Origin of the sequence: Bacteroides sp. NGMCC 1.200775, from assembly GCF_040798045.1 — a bacterium.
GTDB classification, from domain to species: domain Bacteria; phylum Bacteroidota; class Bacteroidia; order Bacteroidales; family Bacteroidaceae; genus Bacteroides; species Bacteroides hominis.
This window is the reverse complement of the sequence record NZ_JASCQK010000001.1, coordinates 1209120-1225834: the sequence shown is the minus strand read 5'-3', so window position 1 is coordinate 1225834 and position 16715 is coordinate 1209120. Positions and strand designations below refer to the sequence as shown.

17 protein-coding genes are annotated in these 16715 nt (G+C 46.3%); 14 read left to right on the top strand and 3 right to left on the bottom strand.

The window, feature by feature from the left end:
• The first annotated feature begins 18 nt into the window (after nucleotides 1-18).
• Entirely contained in the window at nucleotides 19-936 is a 918-nt protein-coding gene (locus QK890_RS05320) for a 6-bladed beta-propeller (protein WP_367627235.1), read from the top strand.
• A gap of 322 nt (nucleotides 937-1258) precedes the next feature.
• Here QK890_RS05320 and QK890_RS05315 read toward each other — a convergent pair whose 3' ends face one another.
• A complete protein-coding gene (locus QK890_RS05315) occupies nucleotides 1259-2548 on the bottom strand; it encodes a DcaP family trimeric outer membrane transporter (RefSeq protein ID WP_367627234.1) in 1290 nt (429 codons plus the stop codon).
• Between the two features lie 163 nt (nucleotides 2549-2711).
• Here QK890_RS05315 and QK890_RS05310 point away from each other — a divergent pair, with 163 nt between their 5' ends.
• From QK890_RS05310 to queF, 4 genes are all read left to right on the top strand, one after another.
• Nucleotides 2712-3215 carry an RNA polymerase sigma factor gene (locus QK890_RS05310; RefSeq protein WP_005809512.1) on the top strand — a complete coding sequence of 168 codons (504 nt, stop codon included), beginning with the start codon at nucleotides 2712-2714 and terminating at the stop codon, nucleotides 3213-3215.
• A 280-nt stretch (nucleotides 3216-3495) separates the two neighbouring features.
• Nucleotides 3496-4176 carry a queuosine precursor transporter gene (locus QK890_RS05305; RefSeq protein WP_005776226.1) on the top strand — a complete coding sequence of 227 codons (681 nt, stop codon included), beginning with the start codon at nucleotides 3496-3498 and terminating at the stop codon, nucleotides 4174-4176.
• A 40-nt stretch (nucleotides 4177-4216) separates the two neighbouring features.
• Nucleotides 4217-4876 (top strand): 7-cyano-7-deazaguanine synthase QueC, encoded by a 660-nt coding sequence (gene queC, locus QK890_RS05300; protein WP_005809507.1) that lies wholly within the window; start codon nucleotides 4217-4219, stop codon nucleotides 4874-4876.
• Between the two features lie 14 nt (nucleotides 4877-4890).
• The gene (queF, locus tag QK890_RS05295) at nucleotides 4891-5346 is read left to right on the top strand and encodes a preQ(1) synthase (protein WP_005776228.1); all 456 of its coding nucleotides are present in this window, start codon (nucleotides 4891-4893) and stop codon (nucleotides 5344-5346) included.
• A 9-nt stretch (nucleotides 5347-5355) separates the two neighbouring features.
• On the opposite strand, the gene rlmH is transcribed toward queF, so the two are convergent.
• Complete coding sequence (gene rlmH / locus QK890_RS05290) at nucleotides 5356-5829, bottom strand: 23S rRNA (pseudouridine(1915)-N(3))-methyltransferase RlmH (protein ID WP_005776229.1); 474 nt, start codon at nucleotides 5827-5829, stop codon at nucleotides 5356-5358.
• A gap of 96 nt (nucleotides 5830-5925) precedes the next feature.
• On the opposite strand from rlmH, the gene QK890_RS05285 reads away from it, so the two are divergent.
• From QK890_RS05285 to QK890_RS05255, 7 genes are all read left to right on the top strand, one after another.
• Nucleotides 5926-6318, top strand: coding sequence for a DUF4783 domain-containing protein (locus tag QK890_RS05285; protein WP_022011300.1), 393 nt, complete (start codon nucleotides 5926-5928; stop codon nucleotides 6316-6318).
• The gene (gene nadC, locus QK890_RS05280) at nucleotides 6311-7150 is read left to right on the top strand and encodes a carboxylating nicotinate-nucleotide diphosphorylase (RefSeq protein WP_005809499.1); all 840 of its coding nucleotides are present in this window, start codon (nucleotides 6311-6313) and stop codon (nucleotides 7148-7150) included. The genes QK890_RS05285 and nadC overlap by 8 nt, the downstream gene beginning before the upstream one ends.
• Before the next feature lie 194 nt (nucleotides 7151-7344).
• Complete coding sequence (locus QK890_RS05275; RefSeq protein WP_005809497.1) at nucleotides 7345-7896, top strand: RNA polymerase sigma factor; 552 nt, start codon at nucleotides 7345-7347, stop codon at nucleotides 7894-7896.
• On the top strand, nucleotides 7880-8920 hold the full coding sequence (locus QK890_RS05270) for an outer membrane beta-barrel protein (protein ID WP_220575674.1): 1041 nt from the start codon (nucleotides 7880-7882) through the stop codon (nucleotides 8918-8920). The genes QK890_RS05275 and QK890_RS05270 overlap by 17 nt, the downstream gene beginning before the upstream one ends.
• 36 nt (nucleotides 8921-8956) lie before the next feature.
• Complete coding sequence (locus tag QK890_RS05265) at nucleotides 8957-9469, top strand: DUF4943 family protein (protein WP_005819122.1); 513 nt, start codon at nucleotides 8957-8959, stop codon at nucleotides 9467-9469.
• Between the two features lie 151 nt (nucleotides 9470-9620).
• On the top strand, nucleotides 9621-10325 hold the full coding sequence (locus QK890_RS05260; RefSeq protein ID WP_367627233.1) for a DUF4858 domain-containing protein: 705 nt from the start codon (nucleotides 9621-9623) through the stop codon (nucleotides 10323-10325).
• A gap of 58 nt (nucleotides 10326-10383) precedes the next feature.
• Nucleotides 10384-11328, top strand: coding sequence for a nitronate monooxygenase family protein (locus QK890_RS05255; RefSeq protein ID WP_032530194.1), 945 nt, complete (start codon nucleotides 10384-10386; stop codon nucleotides 11326-11328).
• Between the two features lie 96 nt (nucleotides 11329-11424).
• On the opposite strand, the gene ald is transcribed toward QK890_RS05255, so the two are convergent.
• Nucleotides 11425-12534, bottom strand: a complete 1110-nt coding sequence (gene ald, locus QK890_RS05250) for an alanine dehydrogenase (protein WP_220575673.1) — start codon at nucleotides 12532-12534, stop codon at nucleotides 11425-11427.
• Nucleotides 12535-13284: 750 nt separating this feature from the next.
• Between ald and QK890_RS05245 the strand changes: the two genes are divergently transcribed.
• Both QK890_RS05245 and QK890_RS05240 read left to right on the top strand, forming a co-directional pair.
• Nucleotides 13285-14937 (top strand): M23 family metallopeptidase, encoded by a 1653-nt coding sequence (locus tag QK890_RS05245; RefSeq protein WP_367627232.1) that lies wholly within the window; start codon nucleotides 13285-13287, stop codon nucleotides 14935-14937.
• A gap of 70 nt (nucleotides 14938-15007) precedes the next feature.
• Nucleotides 15008-16645: a C69 family dipeptidase gene (locus QK890_RS05240; RefSeq protein ID WP_032530190.1), complete on the top strand. Its 1638-nt coding sequence runs from the start codon at nucleotides 15008-15010 to the stop codon at nucleotides 16643-16645.
• Nucleotides 16646-16715 lie beyond the last annotated feature (70 nt).

The window sequence follows — 16715 nt, the reverse complement described above, 5'->3', positions numbered from 1 at the left end:
GTTCTAATCCCGAAAGATATGAGAGACACATTTTTTCTTTTCTTTGCTGCATTGAGCTTTGCATGCGTTTCTTGCAGCCGGACTAATCCCGTGAAAGAGCCCGATATTCTGAAAGTGGAGCTGAAAGAAACTCCTGTTTCCGTTTCCGAACTGTTTTCTAAAGTTGAAGTGATTCCGTTGGAAACCTCGGACAGTTGCCTGCTGGCCACAATTTTGAGAGTGCTTGTTTCCGGAGATACTACTTATATATTGACTCAGGATTATCCTACTTTCAGGCATATCACGTTGATGGCTTTTGATAAAAAAGGGAACTATCTCCGTTCTATCGGGAGAGTAGGGCAAGGTCCCGGTGAATATTCACAGATTTATGATGCAGTCATTAATGACCAACGAAAACTGGTGTATATGCTGTCTCCTTTCGGTTCGATGTATACCTATCGGCTGGACGGTTCGTTTATAGATAAAAAGATACTGCCGGAGAAGATAAACTTCCAGAAGATAGGATTGACTCCGGGCGGTGACCTGTTGACGTGGTCGGCACTGAACAAAGATGACGGGGCTTGCGTCATGCGGTTGGAGCCCGATTCGGCGAAGTTGATCAATGAGTTCTGGTCTGATCACTTCTGTCTGAACTGGGCTTGTTGGGATGTATTTTATTCTTATCAGGGTAAAGCCTACTTTTCTCCTACGTTTTATGAAGAAGTTTACGAAATCACACGGGATAGCCTTCGTGTAGCTTATCGCTGGGATATGGGAGAACAGAATATAAATATAGAGCAGTATCATTTTAATTCAGGGCCGGATACACGCAAGGAAGAGGAAGAACGGCTGAGGGAATACCGTAAAACGGGTAAGATAGCCTTTAATTTCACCAAGCAATATCAGACGGATAAATACTACTATGCGCAATTATTCAGTATGTCATCCTATCCCTAAAGGAAACTTACAAATCTTCTTTATCGCAAAAAGGATGGAGTTGTTTTTTATTTTGAGAAGACACGGGAGGGCATCCGGATCAGCCCGGAGGTGGTGACTGAGGACTTTATGCTTTGCATCGTTCCGACCGAGGAGTTGGAAAATTATAAGAGTATACTTCCCGAGGGAGAATATCGGGCATTAAGTAAAAGAGTGGAAGATGATAATCCCTGTGTGGTGAAATTTTATTTTTAGCCCCATCTCCGTAGGGTAATAACAGAGACGGGGCTGGGTTCGTCCTTGGACTTTTTTTACGTTAGAGTTCAGAGAGATTTATAAAAAGTTAGAACGAATATTGTACCAATGCGTTCATGCGGTTGGCATGACGGGTATTGCTACTGAAGTCCGTACGCCATCCTCTCAGATATTCGGCGCCTACCTGTAAGTTGCTGGTTACGTTCCAAAACAGGTTAGCCACCAGATATTGGCCCTTCCGGTACATATCGGGTACATCGCTTGGATACGTGTGTTCCGAGTAGAGGCGTGACAAACTGTAAGTGCCCGATACAAATACATCTTTGCTGATGTTGTATTGCAATCCGGCGAACCATCCCAACATGGGGAGCGTCTGCATGCGCCCTTCTTTTTCCGGGTTAGGAACAATATCCACATTCAGGTTGCTCAAGTCGTTCAGATATTGTCCGATACCCCTTCCGTAATTCACCTGTCCGTATACTTGCCATTTCGGAGTTACGTTGAAGGAAGTCGAAGCTTGAAGTCCGTATCCGGCTTTTGAGTGCGCCTTATTGTCTACGGAACTTGAATAAGTCATGCTGCGAACGATGGCAGCTAACTTCAGGTGGCTGTTGGCATTCCAGTTATACTGTGCTGAGGCAGTGAAGTCGGGCATACGCTGGGTGTTGATGGTGAGATACTGATTCGTGGTACCGTCTACCGATGGCATTTCGACACCGACGCCGAATTTCCAGTTCTTCAGCTTGTCACACATATAGCTCAATTGAGTGGTTCGATAGAAAGCCGAGCCGTTAGGGCCTGCAAAGTCGATGGTAGGAGGCAGGGCGGCAAGGTCCATAAAGTTACCATAGCTGTATCCCAGAGTAAAGCCGAGGAAGGTAGCATAAGCATTCTGCAACTCGAAAGTCTTTCCGTCTCCACGGAAGTTTGCAGCAGTATAAACCACGAAGTCACCCAGACGTTTGGTATGTCCCACCAGTTTCAGGAAAAGAGTCGAAGTGCTGATATCCATCTGGAACTGATTGCGTGCACGGTCGGCAGAGCTTTTATTAGGAATCAGCGCCGGATAGAAGTCTACATCTTTCACAATTCCCCCGAAGTCATATTCGGCGGTTGCCCGTACATATCCGCCGATACCCAGTGCGAACTTTCCTTGCCGGTCGGTCAGTACGAAGCGTGGAGCCTTCGGTTCCTGGAAACGCGGAAGACGCGTCTCGTTCATGATCCGGATAATCTCGTCTCCGGCTTTGTCGGTCGATACAAACATCACGGAGTTCGGTTCTTCATCTTCGATGATTACTTTTTTCTGGGCATGTGCCGCTACAGGCAAGAGTCCCAATCCGAGTAGCATAGCTACAGATCTAAAAAATGTTTTCATTATAAGTTAAGTTTTAGGTGAATTGCCCTATTGAACAACTTAAATGGGAAATGGTTGAAGGGCCGAGGGAAAAATCGCCAAATTATGCGGAAGAATTGCTATAGGACAGACCGTTTAAAATGCGAATCTTTGCATATTCGATAATCAGAAAGAAAGAAGAGCAATGGAAAAGATGAATATTACCCATAAGATAGTGGCTATGCAGCCCGAACTGGAACATTTTGCCTATAAACTGACTGCTGACCGGGAGTCGGCCAATGATCTGGTACAGGATTGTCTGTTGAAGGCATTGGACAACAAAGAAAAATTTGTGCATACCCAGAATTTCAAGGGATGGATGTATACCATCATGCGCAATATCTTTATCAATAATTACCGTAAGTCGTTACGTGAAGTGGATATGACCGATTCCACCTATAATCTCTATGCGCAAACCATGACGGAAGGTGAGGACGGCAACCGCTTTGAAACAATTTACGATCTGAAGGAACTCTATAAGGTGATTAATGCCGTTCCCGAAGAGTTGAAGAAGCCTTTCCTGATGTTTGTTGCCGGATTCAAGTATCGTGAGATAGCTGAGAAGATGGATTTGCCGGTAGGGACTATCAAGAGCCGTCTGTTCCTGATCCGCAAAAGATTACAGCAGGATTTGAAAGACTTCTCGTAAGAGCGCTTATTAAGATCGATGCCGGATTTTCCGGAAGTATGAATGGGCTTTTGCAACTCTGTGACAAGAGTAAAAAGAATAGTGTGTTAAGTGTTTGTTATGTTGTACCCGGACGGGGCATTACATTATATGTTATCGCGATAACAATATATGTAATGCCCCGTTACATACATTGTTATTTTGTCGATTAAAAAAGAATTGCTACCTTTGCTGCCCGTAAACGTATGATGCCGTGAATAGCGGTCGTGTATTCTAGAACACCACGTAAAAAACAGGAATTATGAAAGAAAAAGTATCTATACCCTTCATGTTGCTCGGCATTCTGTTCAACGTCTGCCTGATTGCAGCAAACCTTCTCGAAACCAAAGTGATTCAGGTTGGCAGTATCACTGTTACTGCCGGATTGCTGGTGTTTCCCATATCCTATATTATCAATGACTGTATAGCCGAAGTATGGGGATTTAAAAAGGCCCGTCTGATTATTTGGAGCGGATTTGCCATGAACTTCTTTGTGGTAGGCCTCGGGCTGATTGCCGTGGCGTTGCCCGCAGCACCTTTCTGGGAAGGCGAACAGCATTTTGATTTTGTGTTCGGCATGGCTCCCCGCATTGTTGTAGCCAGTCTGTTGGCCTTTCTGGTCGGTTCGTTTCTCAATGCCTATGTCATGAGTAAAATGAAAGTGGCCAGTGGCGGACGTAATTTTTCTGCCCGTGCCATCTGGTCTACGGTAGTGGGAGAAACGGCCGATTCACTGATCTTCTTTCCCATCGCATTCGGCGGACTGATTGCCTGGCCCGAGTTGTTGGTGATGATGGGCACTCAGATTGTGCTGAAGTCCCTTTACGAAGTGATTATCCTTCCGATCACCATCCGTGTCGTGAAAGCCGTTAAGAGAATTGACGGGAGCGATGTTTATGATACCGACATCTCCTATAATGTACTTAAGGTAAAGGATATATAATAAGGAGAACTTAAAAACACTTTTTTCAAGAAAATAAATGATGAAAAATGATTCAGCAGTAGTTCTGTTCAGTGGCGGACAGGACTCTACAACGTGTCTCTTCTGGGCGAAGAAACATTTCAGCAAAGTATATGCGCTTAGTTTCCTGTACGGACAGAAACATGCACACGAGGTAGAACTGGCCCGGGGAATAGCCGAAAGGGCAGGAGTGGAGTTTCATGTGATGGACACCTCTTTTATCGGGAGCCTTGGAAGCAATTCGTTGACGGATACCAGCATCTCGATGGACGAAGACAAGCCGGAAGATTCGTTCCCGAACACCTTTGTTCCGGGACGTAACCTGTTTTTTCTGAGTATTGCCGCTGTCTTTGCCCGTGAACAGGGAGCTTTCCACTTGGTTACCGGAGTTTCGCAGACCGATTATAGTGGTTATCCCGATTGCCGCGACTCGTTTATCAAGTCGTTGAATGTCACTCTGAATCTGGCGATGGACGAACAGTTTGTTATCCATACACCGTTGATGTGGATCGATAAAGCCGAAACCTGGGCATTGGCGGACGAACTCGGCGTATTCGATCTTGTACGGAACGAGACGCTGACCTGTTACAACGGGATTCCTGCCGACGGGTGCGGACACTGCCCGGCATGCAAATTGCGGAAACAGGGGCTGGAAGAGTATTTAAGTAAAAGAAACCGTTAAATGATTAATAGATTATGACTGAACTGAAAGACCAGCTTTCTTTACTGGGAAGAAAGACCGAATATAAGCAGGATTATGCTCCCGAAGTATTGGAATCCTTCGATAACAAGCATCCTGAGAACGATTATTGGGTACGTTTCAATTGTCCGGAGTTTACCAGCTTGTGCCCCATAACGGGACAACCGGATTTTGCCGAAATACGTATCAGTTACCTGCCCGATGTGAAGATGGTGGAGAGCAAGAGCCTTAAGCTATATCTGTTTAGCTTCCGCAATCACGGTGCTTTTCATGAAGATTGCGTGAATATCATAATGAAAGACCTGATCCGTCTGATGGATCCCAAATACATTGAAGTGACCGGTATCTTTACACCCCGCGGCGGTATTTCGATTTATCCGTATGCCAACTATGGTCGCCCCGGAACGAAATATGAAGAGATGGCTGCCCGGCGGTTGATGAATCATGAATAGGGGATAACCCTATTCATGGTGATAGGGCCCGCCGTTCAGTATGGTCATGGCCCTATACATCTGTTCTACAAAGATCAGGCGGATCATCTGGTGCGAAAAAGTCATTTTCGACATGGATATCTTTTCGTGTGCCGCATCATATACCTTTTGTGAAAATCCGTAAGGTCCTCCTATGATAAATACCAGGCGTTTGTTGACGTTTACCAGCTTCTTCTCCATCCAGCGTGCAAATTCCACCGAACGCATCTCTTTTCCGTGCTCGTCCAGCAACACTACCACGTCTCCCGGTTGGAGGGCTTTGCCTATCAGTTCGCCTTCCTTCTCCTTTTGTTGTTCCGGGGTGAGGCTTTTCGTGTTTTTCAGTTCGGGAATCACCTCCATATCGAAAGAAATGAAGTGTTTAGTACGCTCTATGTAATCGTTAATTGCAGTGATATAATGCTGCTCTACAGTCCGTCCTACGACGATAAGGGTTGTTTTCATTCAAGTGCAAACTCTTGTTTATTGCACAAAAATAAGAAAAAAATGTTGTTTTTAGCATTAAATACTTACCTTTGCGTATCGATAATACTTGTGATTATGAAAAAACGGGTACTTTTATGGATGGCCGGACTCGTATTCGCTGTAACTTCGCTCTTCGCACAGGACATACCGGTGGGCGTGGTCGTGGCGTTTAAGAAAGGAAACTCCCAAGAGCTGAACAAGTATTTGGGAGAGAAGGTGGATCTGGTAATTCAGAATCGCTCGACAAGCGTCGACAAACAGACTGCTGAAGCAACACTTGCTTCTTTCTTTAATAGCAACAAGGTGAGTGGTTTTAATGTAAATCACGAAGGTAAGCGAGAGGAGTCGAGTTTTATTATCGGTACCCTGACCACTGCTAACGGCAATTTCCGGGTGAACTGTTTTTTCCGCAGGGTACAAAACAAATATTTTATAAATCAAATAAGAATAGATAAAACCAATGAATGAGTTAATAGACAGACTGATTGATCTGGCCTTTGCCGAAGACATAGGTGATGGCGACCACACAACACTTTCCTGTATTCCCGCCACTGCAATGGGAAAATCGAAACTTTTGATTAAAGAAGCCGGTGTATTGGCCGGTATCGAAATTGCCAAAGAAATATTTCACCGTTTCGACCCGACTATGAAGGTTGAGGTGTTTATCAACGACGGTGCCGAAGTGAAGCCGGGTGATGTGGCAATGGTTGTGGAAGGTAAAATTCAGTCTCTGCTTCAGACAGAACGTCTGATGCTGAACGTGATGCAGCGTATGAGCGGCATTGCCACTATGACACGCAAATACGTGAAGCAGCTGGAAGGCACCAAAACACGTGTGTTGGATACCCGTAAGACTACTCCGGGACTCCGTATGCTTGAGAAAGCGGCGGTAAAGATTGGCGGGGGTGTCAACCACCGTATCGGACTTTTCGATATGATTCTTCTGAAAGATAATCACGTGGACTTTGCCGGTGGCATTGATAAGGCCATCAACCGCGCTAAAGAATATTGCAAGGAAAAAGGAAAAGACCTCAAGATTGAAATCGAAGTGCGCAATTTTGACGAACTTCAGCAGGTGTTGAATATCGGTGGGGTAGACCGCATCATGTTCGATAACTTCACTCCCGAAAATACAAAGATAGCTGTCGAGATGATCGGCGGAAAATATGAGACCGAATCGTCCGGTGGTATCACGTTCGATACACTCCGTGACTATGCCGAGTGTGGTGTAGACTTTATTTCGGTAGGTGCCCTTACCCATTCGGTAAAGGGACTCGATATGAGTTTCAAGGCATGCTGACATTTTGAACGGTCGGCGATAAACGTTCTTAAGCGATAAACGATGAACAGGCTACGCATTGATGCAAAGGCCTATTCATCGTTTATTGTTTCTTTAACTTCTTTTTGCACTATTGTTTGCAGCATTCGTTGCATCCTTGCGTCTAATAGACAAACGACGCAGACATACGTTCGATTTTAAAAAGACAATTGACATTGGAAAACGAGATAGAACTGATAAAGGGCTGTCGGGCAGGAAAGGATTCGGCCCGTAAGGAACTTTATACCCTATACTCGAGGCAATTGCTGGCGGTATGTTTCCGCTATACGGGCGATATGGAAGCGGCGCACGATGTACTGCATGACGGTTTCATCAAAATATTCACCAACTTCTCGTTTCGTGGTGAGTCTTCGCTCGGAACGTGGGTGACCCGGGTGATGGTGACTCAGGCACTGGATTACCTGCGAAGGCAAAAACGGATCAGTCAGTTGGTGATACACGAGGATCAGCTTCCTGATATTCCCGATCTTCCGGAAGGAGGGGAGGCAGGACCGATATCCGAAGAACAGTTGATGAAGTTTGTCGCAGACTTGCCCGATGGCTGCCGGACGGTTTTTAACCTTTACGTGTTTGAGGAAAAGTCTCACAAAGAGATAGCCGAAATGTTGGGTATCAAGGAGCATTCATCCACTTCGCAGTTGCACCGTGCAAAGTTTTTATTGGCAAAAAGGATTAAAGAATATAGAAATCATGAAGAGAGAAAATGATGAAATAACCGATCTGTTCCGTTCCCGTCTCGGCAATGCCGAGATGACTGTGCGGGACGGTTTCTGGGAAGAACTGAATTCTGATGTGATGGTGCGTTGCCATCGTCGGAAGGTGTTTTTCTTCCGCGTAGCGGCAGCCGCTTCCGTACTGCTGGTACTGGCTGCTTCATCGGCTGCTTTTTGGTTCTTCTCTCCGAAAGAGGAGATAGAAGAAGCCTTTACCCAGGTAGCGGTTGTCAGTGGAAATGCGACTCACCTGGATGGTGACGTGGTGAAACAGGATTTCACTCCCGTACATTCCGAGCCTGTTTTGAGTAAACCGACGCCTAAGCGTTTCGGTACTCTGGCCCAATATCAGGACGAAGATGATGATTCGGTTTCGGTTACGGTTTCCATGTCATTCAGCTTCTCTGCAACGACTACACGCAGGGGACAAAATAATCATCCGGATAAAAACTATTGGCAGGCTGGCGGAGATGGACAGACCTTAGTAAATTCTGCTGATGAATCCCCGTCTTCCGATTATACGGCTATGACCGCTAAAGCCCGGACATGGGCTGTAAAGGCGGCAGTCGGTACCGCATTGCCTGCCGGAGATGGTAAATATAAGATGCCTGTTATGGTCGGTCTGACGGTAGAGAAAAAAATAAATAAACATTTAGCCGTAGAAACCGGTTTATTATATTCCAGTTTGCGTGCCGGACAGAACTTGCATTATCTGGGAATTCCCGTAAAACTGAACGTGACACTTGCGGAAATGCCGAAGTTGGATATATATGCTTCTGTAGGTGGAGTTGCGGATAAGTGCATAGCGGGAGCACCCGATAACAGCTTCAAACAGGAGCCTGTGCAACTGGCCCTTACCGCAGGAGTGGGAGTGAACTATAAAATTAATGATAAACTGGCTTTATTTGCCGAACCGGGAGTGTCGCACCATTTCAAGACAGACTCCAAGCTGGAAACAGTACGTTCGGCACGGCCTACGAATTTTAACCTGATTTGCGGTCTGCGCATGACCTATTAACCATTTAGTACGGACGTTATGAAAAAAACATTTTTTATGCTGCTCACGGTTGTTTTATCATTGCTTACTTGTGTAAGTTGCAGCGAAGAGACATTAGATTACAATAACCCGGATGTAGACCTTTTCGTAAGGCAACTCAAAGCGGGGAACTATAATACCAAGAGCCCGAAGGGCTTTGTAGAAGTGCCTAAATTTACGGAGAAGGATATTCCGGCATTGCTGAATTATGCAGAAGACCTGACTCAGGTTGCTTCTTTTCCGCTTCCGCCGGTATCTGCTTACTATAGCGGTAAGGTCCGGTTGGGCGAGTGCATGTTGTGGATCGTAGAAACCATTCGGTTAGGGCATTATGCGTCGTTTGGCTGCAAAATGGTGAGAGCCAATGCCGAGAACTACGAGGGCATCTATTTCCTGACCGATGAAGAGTTACTTGATGCTGCTGCACGGTATCGTCGCTGGTGGGAAAACAGGCAGTATCCTCGTACGGCATGGACCATTGACGCATGCTTTGACGAGCCCCTTTGCGGGAGTGGATACCGTTGGTGGTAAAAAACTAAATCAGATGAAACGTATCGACTTTCTGGCGCTGTCTTCAGGGGCGGCAGTGATCCTTTATGCCCGATGAACAGCCACGTAAAGGAATTCAAAGACAGGAACATGCGAAGCAGGTACTTTCATCTTATTAAATAAGTGTAGAAGAATGAAGCGTTTGATATTGTTTATATGGTTATGTCCGATGGTCCTGATAGCCCGTGCCCAATGGACTGCGAAGGATTCATTGAATCTGCAACGCATCCTGAACGGCCAAGAGGATATCAAGCTGAATATGGATGCTGTGAAACAGATTGATTTCAACAGCTTGCCGGGTGCTCCCAAAATGTCGAAGGAGAAGCCCGGTCTGAAATTGGACGAGACGCTTCCACAAGTGCTTGATAGAAAGAAAATTGTGTTGACTCTCCGGCCTTATACGGCCAATACCAAATATAACTGGGACCCTATTTACCAAAAAAAGATACAGGTGGATGCCGATACGTGGCGGGGAGATCCGTTTGTTGAGTTTGATGAGACCGTTCCTTCCAACTGGGCTAAGAATGTATACGATAAAGGTATCCGCAGTTCATACGAGGAAATCCGTTCCAGTGGGTTGCGGCATAATCTGTTTGGCGAACGTGCCAATGGCAGGATGGTGACTACGCAGAGCATGGTGCATACCTCTGCCATGAAGCTTGGCAAAAGTGGAGTAACCGTGAGTGGAGGCACTATCGGAGGTCTTGACCTGATGACTATTTTCACAAAAGATTTCTGGGACAAAAAAGGACGTGAACGGAGGGCGCGTACACTGGAAGTTCTGAAAGCGTATGGTGATTCGACAACGGTGTTGCTTCCTGAACCGATTATACATTGAATTTGTTAAAAGATAAATAGGGGGATTCTTGCCTTCTTTTTTCAAAAACGATATGACTATGAACAGAATTTCTTCTCTTTTCGGTATTCAGTATCCCATTATTCAGGGCGGTATGGTGTGGTGTAGTGGCTGGAGGCTTGCTTCGGCTGTCAGTAATGCGGGTGGTTTGGGGTTGATAGGCTCCGGCTCGATGTATCCCGATATTTTGCGTGAACATATTCGTAAATGCCGTGCAGCCACAGACAGACCTTTTGGGGTAAATATTCCTTTGATGTATCCCCAGATAGAGGAGATCATGAATATCATTGTGGAAGAAGGGGTTAAAATCGTATTTACCTCTGCCGGAAACCCGAAGACATGGACCGGCTGGCTGAAAGAGCGTGACATCACGGTGGCACATGTCGTTTCTTCTTCTAAGTTTGCCATGAAATGCGAAGAGGCGGGAGTCGATGCCGTGGTAGCTGAGGGTTTTGAAGCCGGCGGGCATAATGGCCGGGAGGAGACAACGACGCTTTGTCTGATTCCTGCAGTGCGTGAAGCCACTACTTTACCTTTGATTGCGGCCGGAGGGATTGGTACCGGTGAGGCCATCTTCGCCACGATGGCGTTAGGGGCCGAAGGAGTTCAGATAGGTACTCGTTTTGCTCTGACGGATGAAAGTTCGGCAAGTGATATTTTCAAGGAATATTGTTTGCGGTTGAACGAAGGCGATACCAAATTATTGCTGAAGAAACTGGCGCCTACCCGTCTTGTGACCAATTCGTTCCGTGATAAGGTGGAAGTGGCTGAGGCGCGGGGAGCTTCTGCCGAAGAACTTCGTGAACTTTTGGGCAGAGGACGCGCCAAGAAAGGCATCTTCGAAGGTGATCTGGAAGAAGGAGAGCTTGAGATAGGGCAGGTGGCTGCTCTGTTCCGCCGCAGGCAAAGTGTGGACGAGGTAATGAAAGAATTGTTGGAGGGATACCGCAGAGCTTCGGACAAGGTATCTTCTTTTTTGTTATAAACGGATCATTCCACCACAGGGTAACACAGAATCTTACGGAGTTCTTCTTTTTATGATTCTGCTCCGTGAAACTGTGTTACTCCGTGGTATTACTTGTTATTCTAAATTCAATTGCTCGTATTTAAGCCCGAATACCTCAGCTATTGCTTTATATACCACTTTCCCTTCTACCACATTTAATCCCAAAGCCAGTGCCGGATCTTCTTTGCATGCTTGTTTCCACCCCTTTCCTGCCAGTGCTGTTACATAAGGCAGAGTGGCATTGGTCAGTGCCAATGTAGAAGTGTAAGGCACTGCTCCCGGAATATTGGCTACGGCATAATGTACGATTCCATCGACCACATACGTCGGTTCACTATGGGTAGTGGGGTGCGAAGTTTCGAAACATCCTCCCTGGTCGATAGCTACATCCACTAATACTGTACCCGGTTGCAGCATCTTCAGCATACTGCGGGTGATCAGGTGCGGAGCCTTGTCTCCCAGAATCAAGACCGAGCCTATTACAAGGTCTACGTCCGGCAACTCTTTCTTCAGCCTCAGTTCCGAAGCATATAAGGTTTTTACATTTTTGGGCAGTGTTTCACTCAAATAACGAAGACGGGCCAGGTTGATATCTGCAATTGTGACATCTGCTCCCAGTCCGGCTGCCATCTGGGCTGCATTGCTGCCTACGATGCCTCCGCCGAGAATTAATACTTTGGCAGGCTTCACACCCGGTACACCTCCCAGCAGAATACCTTTTCCACCTTGCGGCTTTTCCAGGAAACGGGCGCCTTCCTGTATAGCCATGCGTCCGGCTACCTCACTCATAGGAATCAATAAGGGTAAAGAATGGTCAGCTTTTTCTACCGTTTCGTAAGCAAGGCAAATCGAGCCGTTTTCTATCATGGCAAGAGTCAGTTCTTTATCGGAGGCAAAATGGAAGTAAGTGAACAGCAACTGTCCCTTGCGGATCAGCTTGTATTCCGGTGCGATAGGTTCTTTCACTTTCACTATCATCTGGGCTGCGGCATACGTCTCTTCCATAGTGGGCAGGATCTGCGCTCCTGCGGCTATATATGCCTCGTCCGGAAAACCACTGTTCTCTCCTGCGGTGTGCTGTATGTATACAGTATGTCCGCGTTTCACTAATTCGGCAACTCCCGAGGGCGTCATGCCCACCCGGTTCTCGTTGTTCTTAATCTCCTTAGGTACTCCGATAATCATAACGTTACTCTATTAAGGGTTAAACATGGCACAATGTAAGAAAATTCTGCTTATGTTGTTATCCTTATACGGATGTTTTACAGCAGAATGATAGTAGAGGTGCAGGTACGGCTCTTTCATTTAACAACCGCCTTCCTCCCTTGTTCCCCCCCCACAAAACCTTCCATTCGCACACAGCGATGCGGAAGCAGTGCTTCGTTGTTTCTTTTTTAAGAAAGAATCCGGCCGGCTATTACCGGAGAAGTGTAGTAGATTAACCAATGTCATACAACTCTTTATCCCAGCCCGCATACCCGGGCTGATGAGCCCACATGCCCGGGCTGATGAGCCCGCATACCCGGGCCGATGAGTCCGCATGCCCGGGCTGAGATAAGGATCCGACCATTTGCACTAAAGAAAGTAAGGGAAATGAAATGCTTTTAGAGAGATTAACGGATAAGAAATTGGATATATCCATTTGTTTCCCAAATAGTTACTACTAAAATGCTCCCTAAAACAGCGGGTGGAAGATGGAAGATGGGGGTGGAAGATAAATGGCATAAAAACCGCATCTTCCACCAATCTATACATCTTATAATCAACGATATGCATTCTAAAAGGTGGAAGATGGAAGATCGAAACGTATTTTTTGTATGAGAGGAAGGCGGGGTATAAAGAGCCGTGGCAGGCAGGAATAAAATCCATCTTTCTGTTTTCTGATATGGCAGGAATAATGTATTTTTGCAAAGATTCCATTTTTAAGCAAACTACATGAAACAGTATATAGTTGCTCTGATGCTTGCCTGCAGCATTCAGGGACATTCTCAAGATGTGAAGCAGGCTGCTTTTGTTCCTCCATTTGACTTTACACTGACTCTGAGCGGTAATTTCGGAGAAATTCGTGCCAATCATTTTCATGGCGGTCTTGACTTTAAGACTCAGGGAGTTGTCGGTAAACCGGTGCGCGCGCTGGCCGACGGATACATCTCACGTATTCGTGTCACCAATGGTTCGGGACATGTACTCGATGTGGTATATAATAACGGTTATACAACTATTAACCGGCACTTGAGCGGATTTATGCCGGACATTGCCCGAAGAGTGAAGAAGCTTCAATACGAAAAAGAAGATTGGGAAGTAGAGATTGTTCCCGAACCGGGGGAATATCCGGTAAAGGCGGGACAACAGATAGCCTGGAGCGGTAATACGGGTTATTCATTCGGACCGCACCTGCATCTGGACTTGCTGGAAACCGCTACCAGTGAATCTGTCGATCCGATGCCTTTTTTCAAATCAAAAATAAAAGATACCACTGCTCCCCGGGCTGAGGGCGTTATGTTGTTTCCACAGCCGGGAACCGGAATCGTGCAAGGCAGTTCGGAGCGGCAAACCTTCCAACCCAATGGGACGCGTCCCATCGAGGCATGGGGAGTGATCGGATCGGGTATCAAGGCTTATGATTACATGGACGGTGTTCACAACCGTTACGGTGTGCATACCGTTGTGCTCAAGGTAGATGGAACGGAAGTGTTTCGCAGTGTGGTCGATCGCTTTGCTCCGGATGAGAACCGGATGATAAACTCCTGGACCTACGGGCAATATATGAAATCATTTATTGATCCGGGCAATACGCTGCGTATGCTCCGGGCTTCGAATGATAACCGTGGATTGGTGGCCATCAATGAAGAACGGGATTACAAGTTCGAATATGAATTGAAAGACGCTTTTGGCAACACTTCCCGCTATCACTTTACGGTGCGTGGAAAAAAACAGCCGATAAAGCCGTCTGAACATCGGGAGAAGTACTTCTTTGCCTGGGACAAAACGAACTTTTTGCAAGAACCCGGTTTGACCCTTACCGTCCCCCGGGGGATGTTATACGACAATGTGGCTCTCAATTATGAAGTACGTTCCGACAGCGGGGCAATTGCTTACACCTATCAGCTCAATGATGAGAAAGTGCCGTTGCACGGTGGCTGTGAGTTGCGTATCGGGCTTCGTCATCAGCCGGTTGCCGATACAACGAAATATTACGTGGCTCGTGTTACTCCCAAAGGTGGTATGTATAGTGCCGGAGGAACTTACGAGGGTGGATTTATGAAAACCCGTATCCGTGAATTGGGTACTTATACGGTAGGAGTAGATACAGTGCCTCCCGAAATTATTCCGGTGGGCAAAAATGTCTGGGGACGTAATGGGAAAATTGTTTATCGGCTGAAGGACAAAGAAACCGGCATCCGGTCTTATCGTGGCACGATTGATGGAAAATTCGCTCTGTTCGGACGTCCTAACCTGACAAAATCGTATTGGGAGTGTAAACTCGATCCTGAATATGTAAAGAAAGGTAGACGCCATACGGTAGAGATGACCGCTACGGACGATTGCGGGAACGAGACAACGGTTCGTGAAACCTTCGTCTGGTAGCTTTCAAAACCAAATAACCGGAGATTATCCGGGTAAAACAGAATAAGATATTATATTAATAATTTATTATATGAAAAGAATCTTTCTCTTTGCCGCTCTCTTGACTGCGGCAGTGGCGGAAACCTTCGCCTGTACTAACTTAATTGTCGGTAAGAATGCTTCTACCGACGGTTCGACCATTGTTTCCTATTCGGCTGACTCGTACGGACTCTTTGGCGAGTTATATCATTATCCCGCAGCTACCTATCCCAAGGGTACGATGATGGATATCCATGAATGGGATACCGGAAAATATCTGGGACAGATTGAGCAGGCGCGTCAGACTTATAATGTGATCGGCAATATGAACGAGTTTCAGGTAACCATTGGTGAAACTACCTTTGGCGGCCGTCCTGAATTGGTAGATACACTGGGCATTATCGATTACGGAAGTTTGATTTACGTAGGACTGCAACGTTCGCGCACTGCCCGTGAAGCCATTAAGGTGATGACTGAGCTGGTTCAGGAATATGGATATTATAGCAGTGGTGAGTCATTTACCATTGCCGATCCTAATGAAATATGGATTATGGAAATGATAGGGAAAGGGCCCGGCATACGGGGAGCCGTCTGGGTAGCTGTTCGTGTGCCCGATGACTGCATCTCGGCACATGCCAACCAGTCTCGTATCCATCAGTTTGATATGAATGACAAGGCAAACTGTATGTACTCCAACGATGTCATTTCCTTTGCCCGTGAAAAAGGATATTTCAACGGAGTGAATAAAGATTTCAGTTTTGCCGATGCTTATGCGCCGCTTGATTTCGGTGCCCGCCGTTTTTGCGAGGCCCGTGTATGGAGCTATTTCAATATGTTTACCGATCAGGGTGAGGCTTATCTGCCTTATATCCAGGGAAAGACCAACGAACCGATGCCTTTGTTCGTGAAACCGAAACGCAAACTTTCAGTTCAGGACGTAAAGAATGCCATGCGTGACCATTATGAAGGAACTGCTCTTGATATCAGCAATGACTTTGGTGCCGGACCTTATAAAACACCTTATCGCCTCTCTCCGCTGACTTTTAAAGTGGGCGATCAGGAATACTTCAACGAACGTCCTATTTCTACACAACAGAGTGGGTTCGTTTTTGTGGCCCAGATGCGTGCCAATCTGCCTGATGCAGTAGGCGGTGTACTCTGGTTCGGTACGGATGATGCGAACATGACTGTTTTCACTCCCGTATATTGCTGTACTACCAAAGTTCCGGTATGCTATACCCGTGTGGATGGTGCCGATTACATCACTTTCTCCTGGAATTCTGCTTTCTGGATTTTCAACTGGGTGGCTAATATGGTATATCCCCGTTACGATTTGATGATCGGTGATGTACGTTCCACACAGAATGAACTTGAAACCACCTTCAACGAGGCGCAGGAGGGGATTGAGTCTGCTGCCGTTAAGCTGTACGAGAAAAATCCGGAAGCAGCTGTGGCGCTTCTGACCAATTATACCAACATGACGGCGCAAAGCACTTTCGACACCTGGAAACGTCTGGGAGAATTTATCATTGTGAAGTATAATGACGGTGTCATCCGCAAGATGAAGGACGGTAAGTTCGAGCGCAACGCTATCGGCCAACCCGCCGGTGTGGTACGTCCGGGCTATTCAAAAGAATTCCTTGAGGAATATGTGAAGCAAACCGGCGAACGTTATAAAGTGACTGAATAAACGCTTCCGGAGAGTTTTCTCGCTAAAAGATAGGAATTTCAAACTTATTCTTTTACATTTGTATTTTGAA

Excerpts from the sequence above, each read along its gene's own strand:
- QK890_RS05320 (WP_367627235.1), top strand. The coding sequence starts at position 19 with ATGAGAGACACATTTTTTCTTTTCTTTGCTGCATTGAGCTTTGCATGC.
- QK890_RS05315 (WP_367627234.1), bottom strand. The coding sequence starts at position 2,548 with ATGAAAACATTTTTTAGATCTGTAGCTATGCTACTCGGATTGGGACTC.
- QK890_RS05310 (WP_005809512.1), top strand. The coding sequence starts at position 2,712 with ATGGAAAAGATGAATATTACCCATAAGATAGTGGCTATGCAGCCCGAA.
- QK890_RS05305 (WP_005776226.1), top strand. The coding sequence starts at position 3,496 with ATGAAAGAAAAAGTATCTATACCCTTCATGTTGCTCGGCATTCTGTTC.
- queC (WP_005809507.1), top strand. The coding sequence starts at position 4,217 with ATGAAAAATGATTCAGCAGTAGTTCTGTTCAGTGGCGGACAGGACTCT.
- queF (WP_005776228.1), top strand. The coding sequence starts at position 4,891 with ATGACTGAACTGAAAGACCAGCTTTCTTTACTGGGAAGAAAGACCGAA.
- rlmH (WP_005776229.1), bottom strand. The coding sequence starts at position 5,829 with ATGAAAACAACCCTTATCGTCGTAGGACGGACTGTAGAGCAGCATTAT.
- QK890_RS05285 (WP_022011300.1), top strand. The coding sequence starts at position 5,926 with ATGAAAAAACGGGTACTTTTATGGATGGCCGGACTCGTATTCGCTGTA.
- nadC (WP_005809499.1), top strand. The coding sequence starts at position 6,311 with ATGAATGAGTTAATAGACAGACTGATTGATCTGGCCTTTGCCGAAGAC.
- QK890_RS05270 (WP_220575674.1), top strand. The coding sequence starts at position 7,880 with ATGAAGAGAGAAAATGATGAAATAACCGATCTGTTCCGTTCCCGTCTC.
- QK890_RS05265 (WP_005819122.1), top strand. The coding sequence starts at position 8,957 with ATGCTGCTCACGGTTGTTTTATCATTGCTTACTTGTGTAAGTTGCAGC.
- QK890_RS05260 (WP_367627233.1), top strand. The coding sequence starts at position 9,621 with ATGAAGCGTTTGATATTGTTTATATGGTTATGTCCGATGGTCCTGATA.
- QK890_RS05255 (WP_032530194.1), top strand. The coding sequence starts at position 10,384 with ATGAACAGAATTTCTTCTCTTTTCGGTATTCAGTATCCCATTATTCAG.
- ald (WP_220575673.1), bottom strand. The coding sequence starts at position 12,534 with ATGATTATCGGAGTACCTAAGGAGATTAAGAACAACGAGAACCGGGTG.
- QK890_RS05245 (WP_367627232.1), top strand. The coding sequence starts at position 13,285 with ATGAAACAGTATATAGTTGCTCTGATGCTTGCCTGCAGCATTCAGGGA.
- QK890_RS05240 (WP_032530190.1), top strand. The coding sequence starts at position 15,008 with ATGAAAAGAATCTTTCTCTTTGCCGCTCTCTTGACTGCGGCAGTGGCG.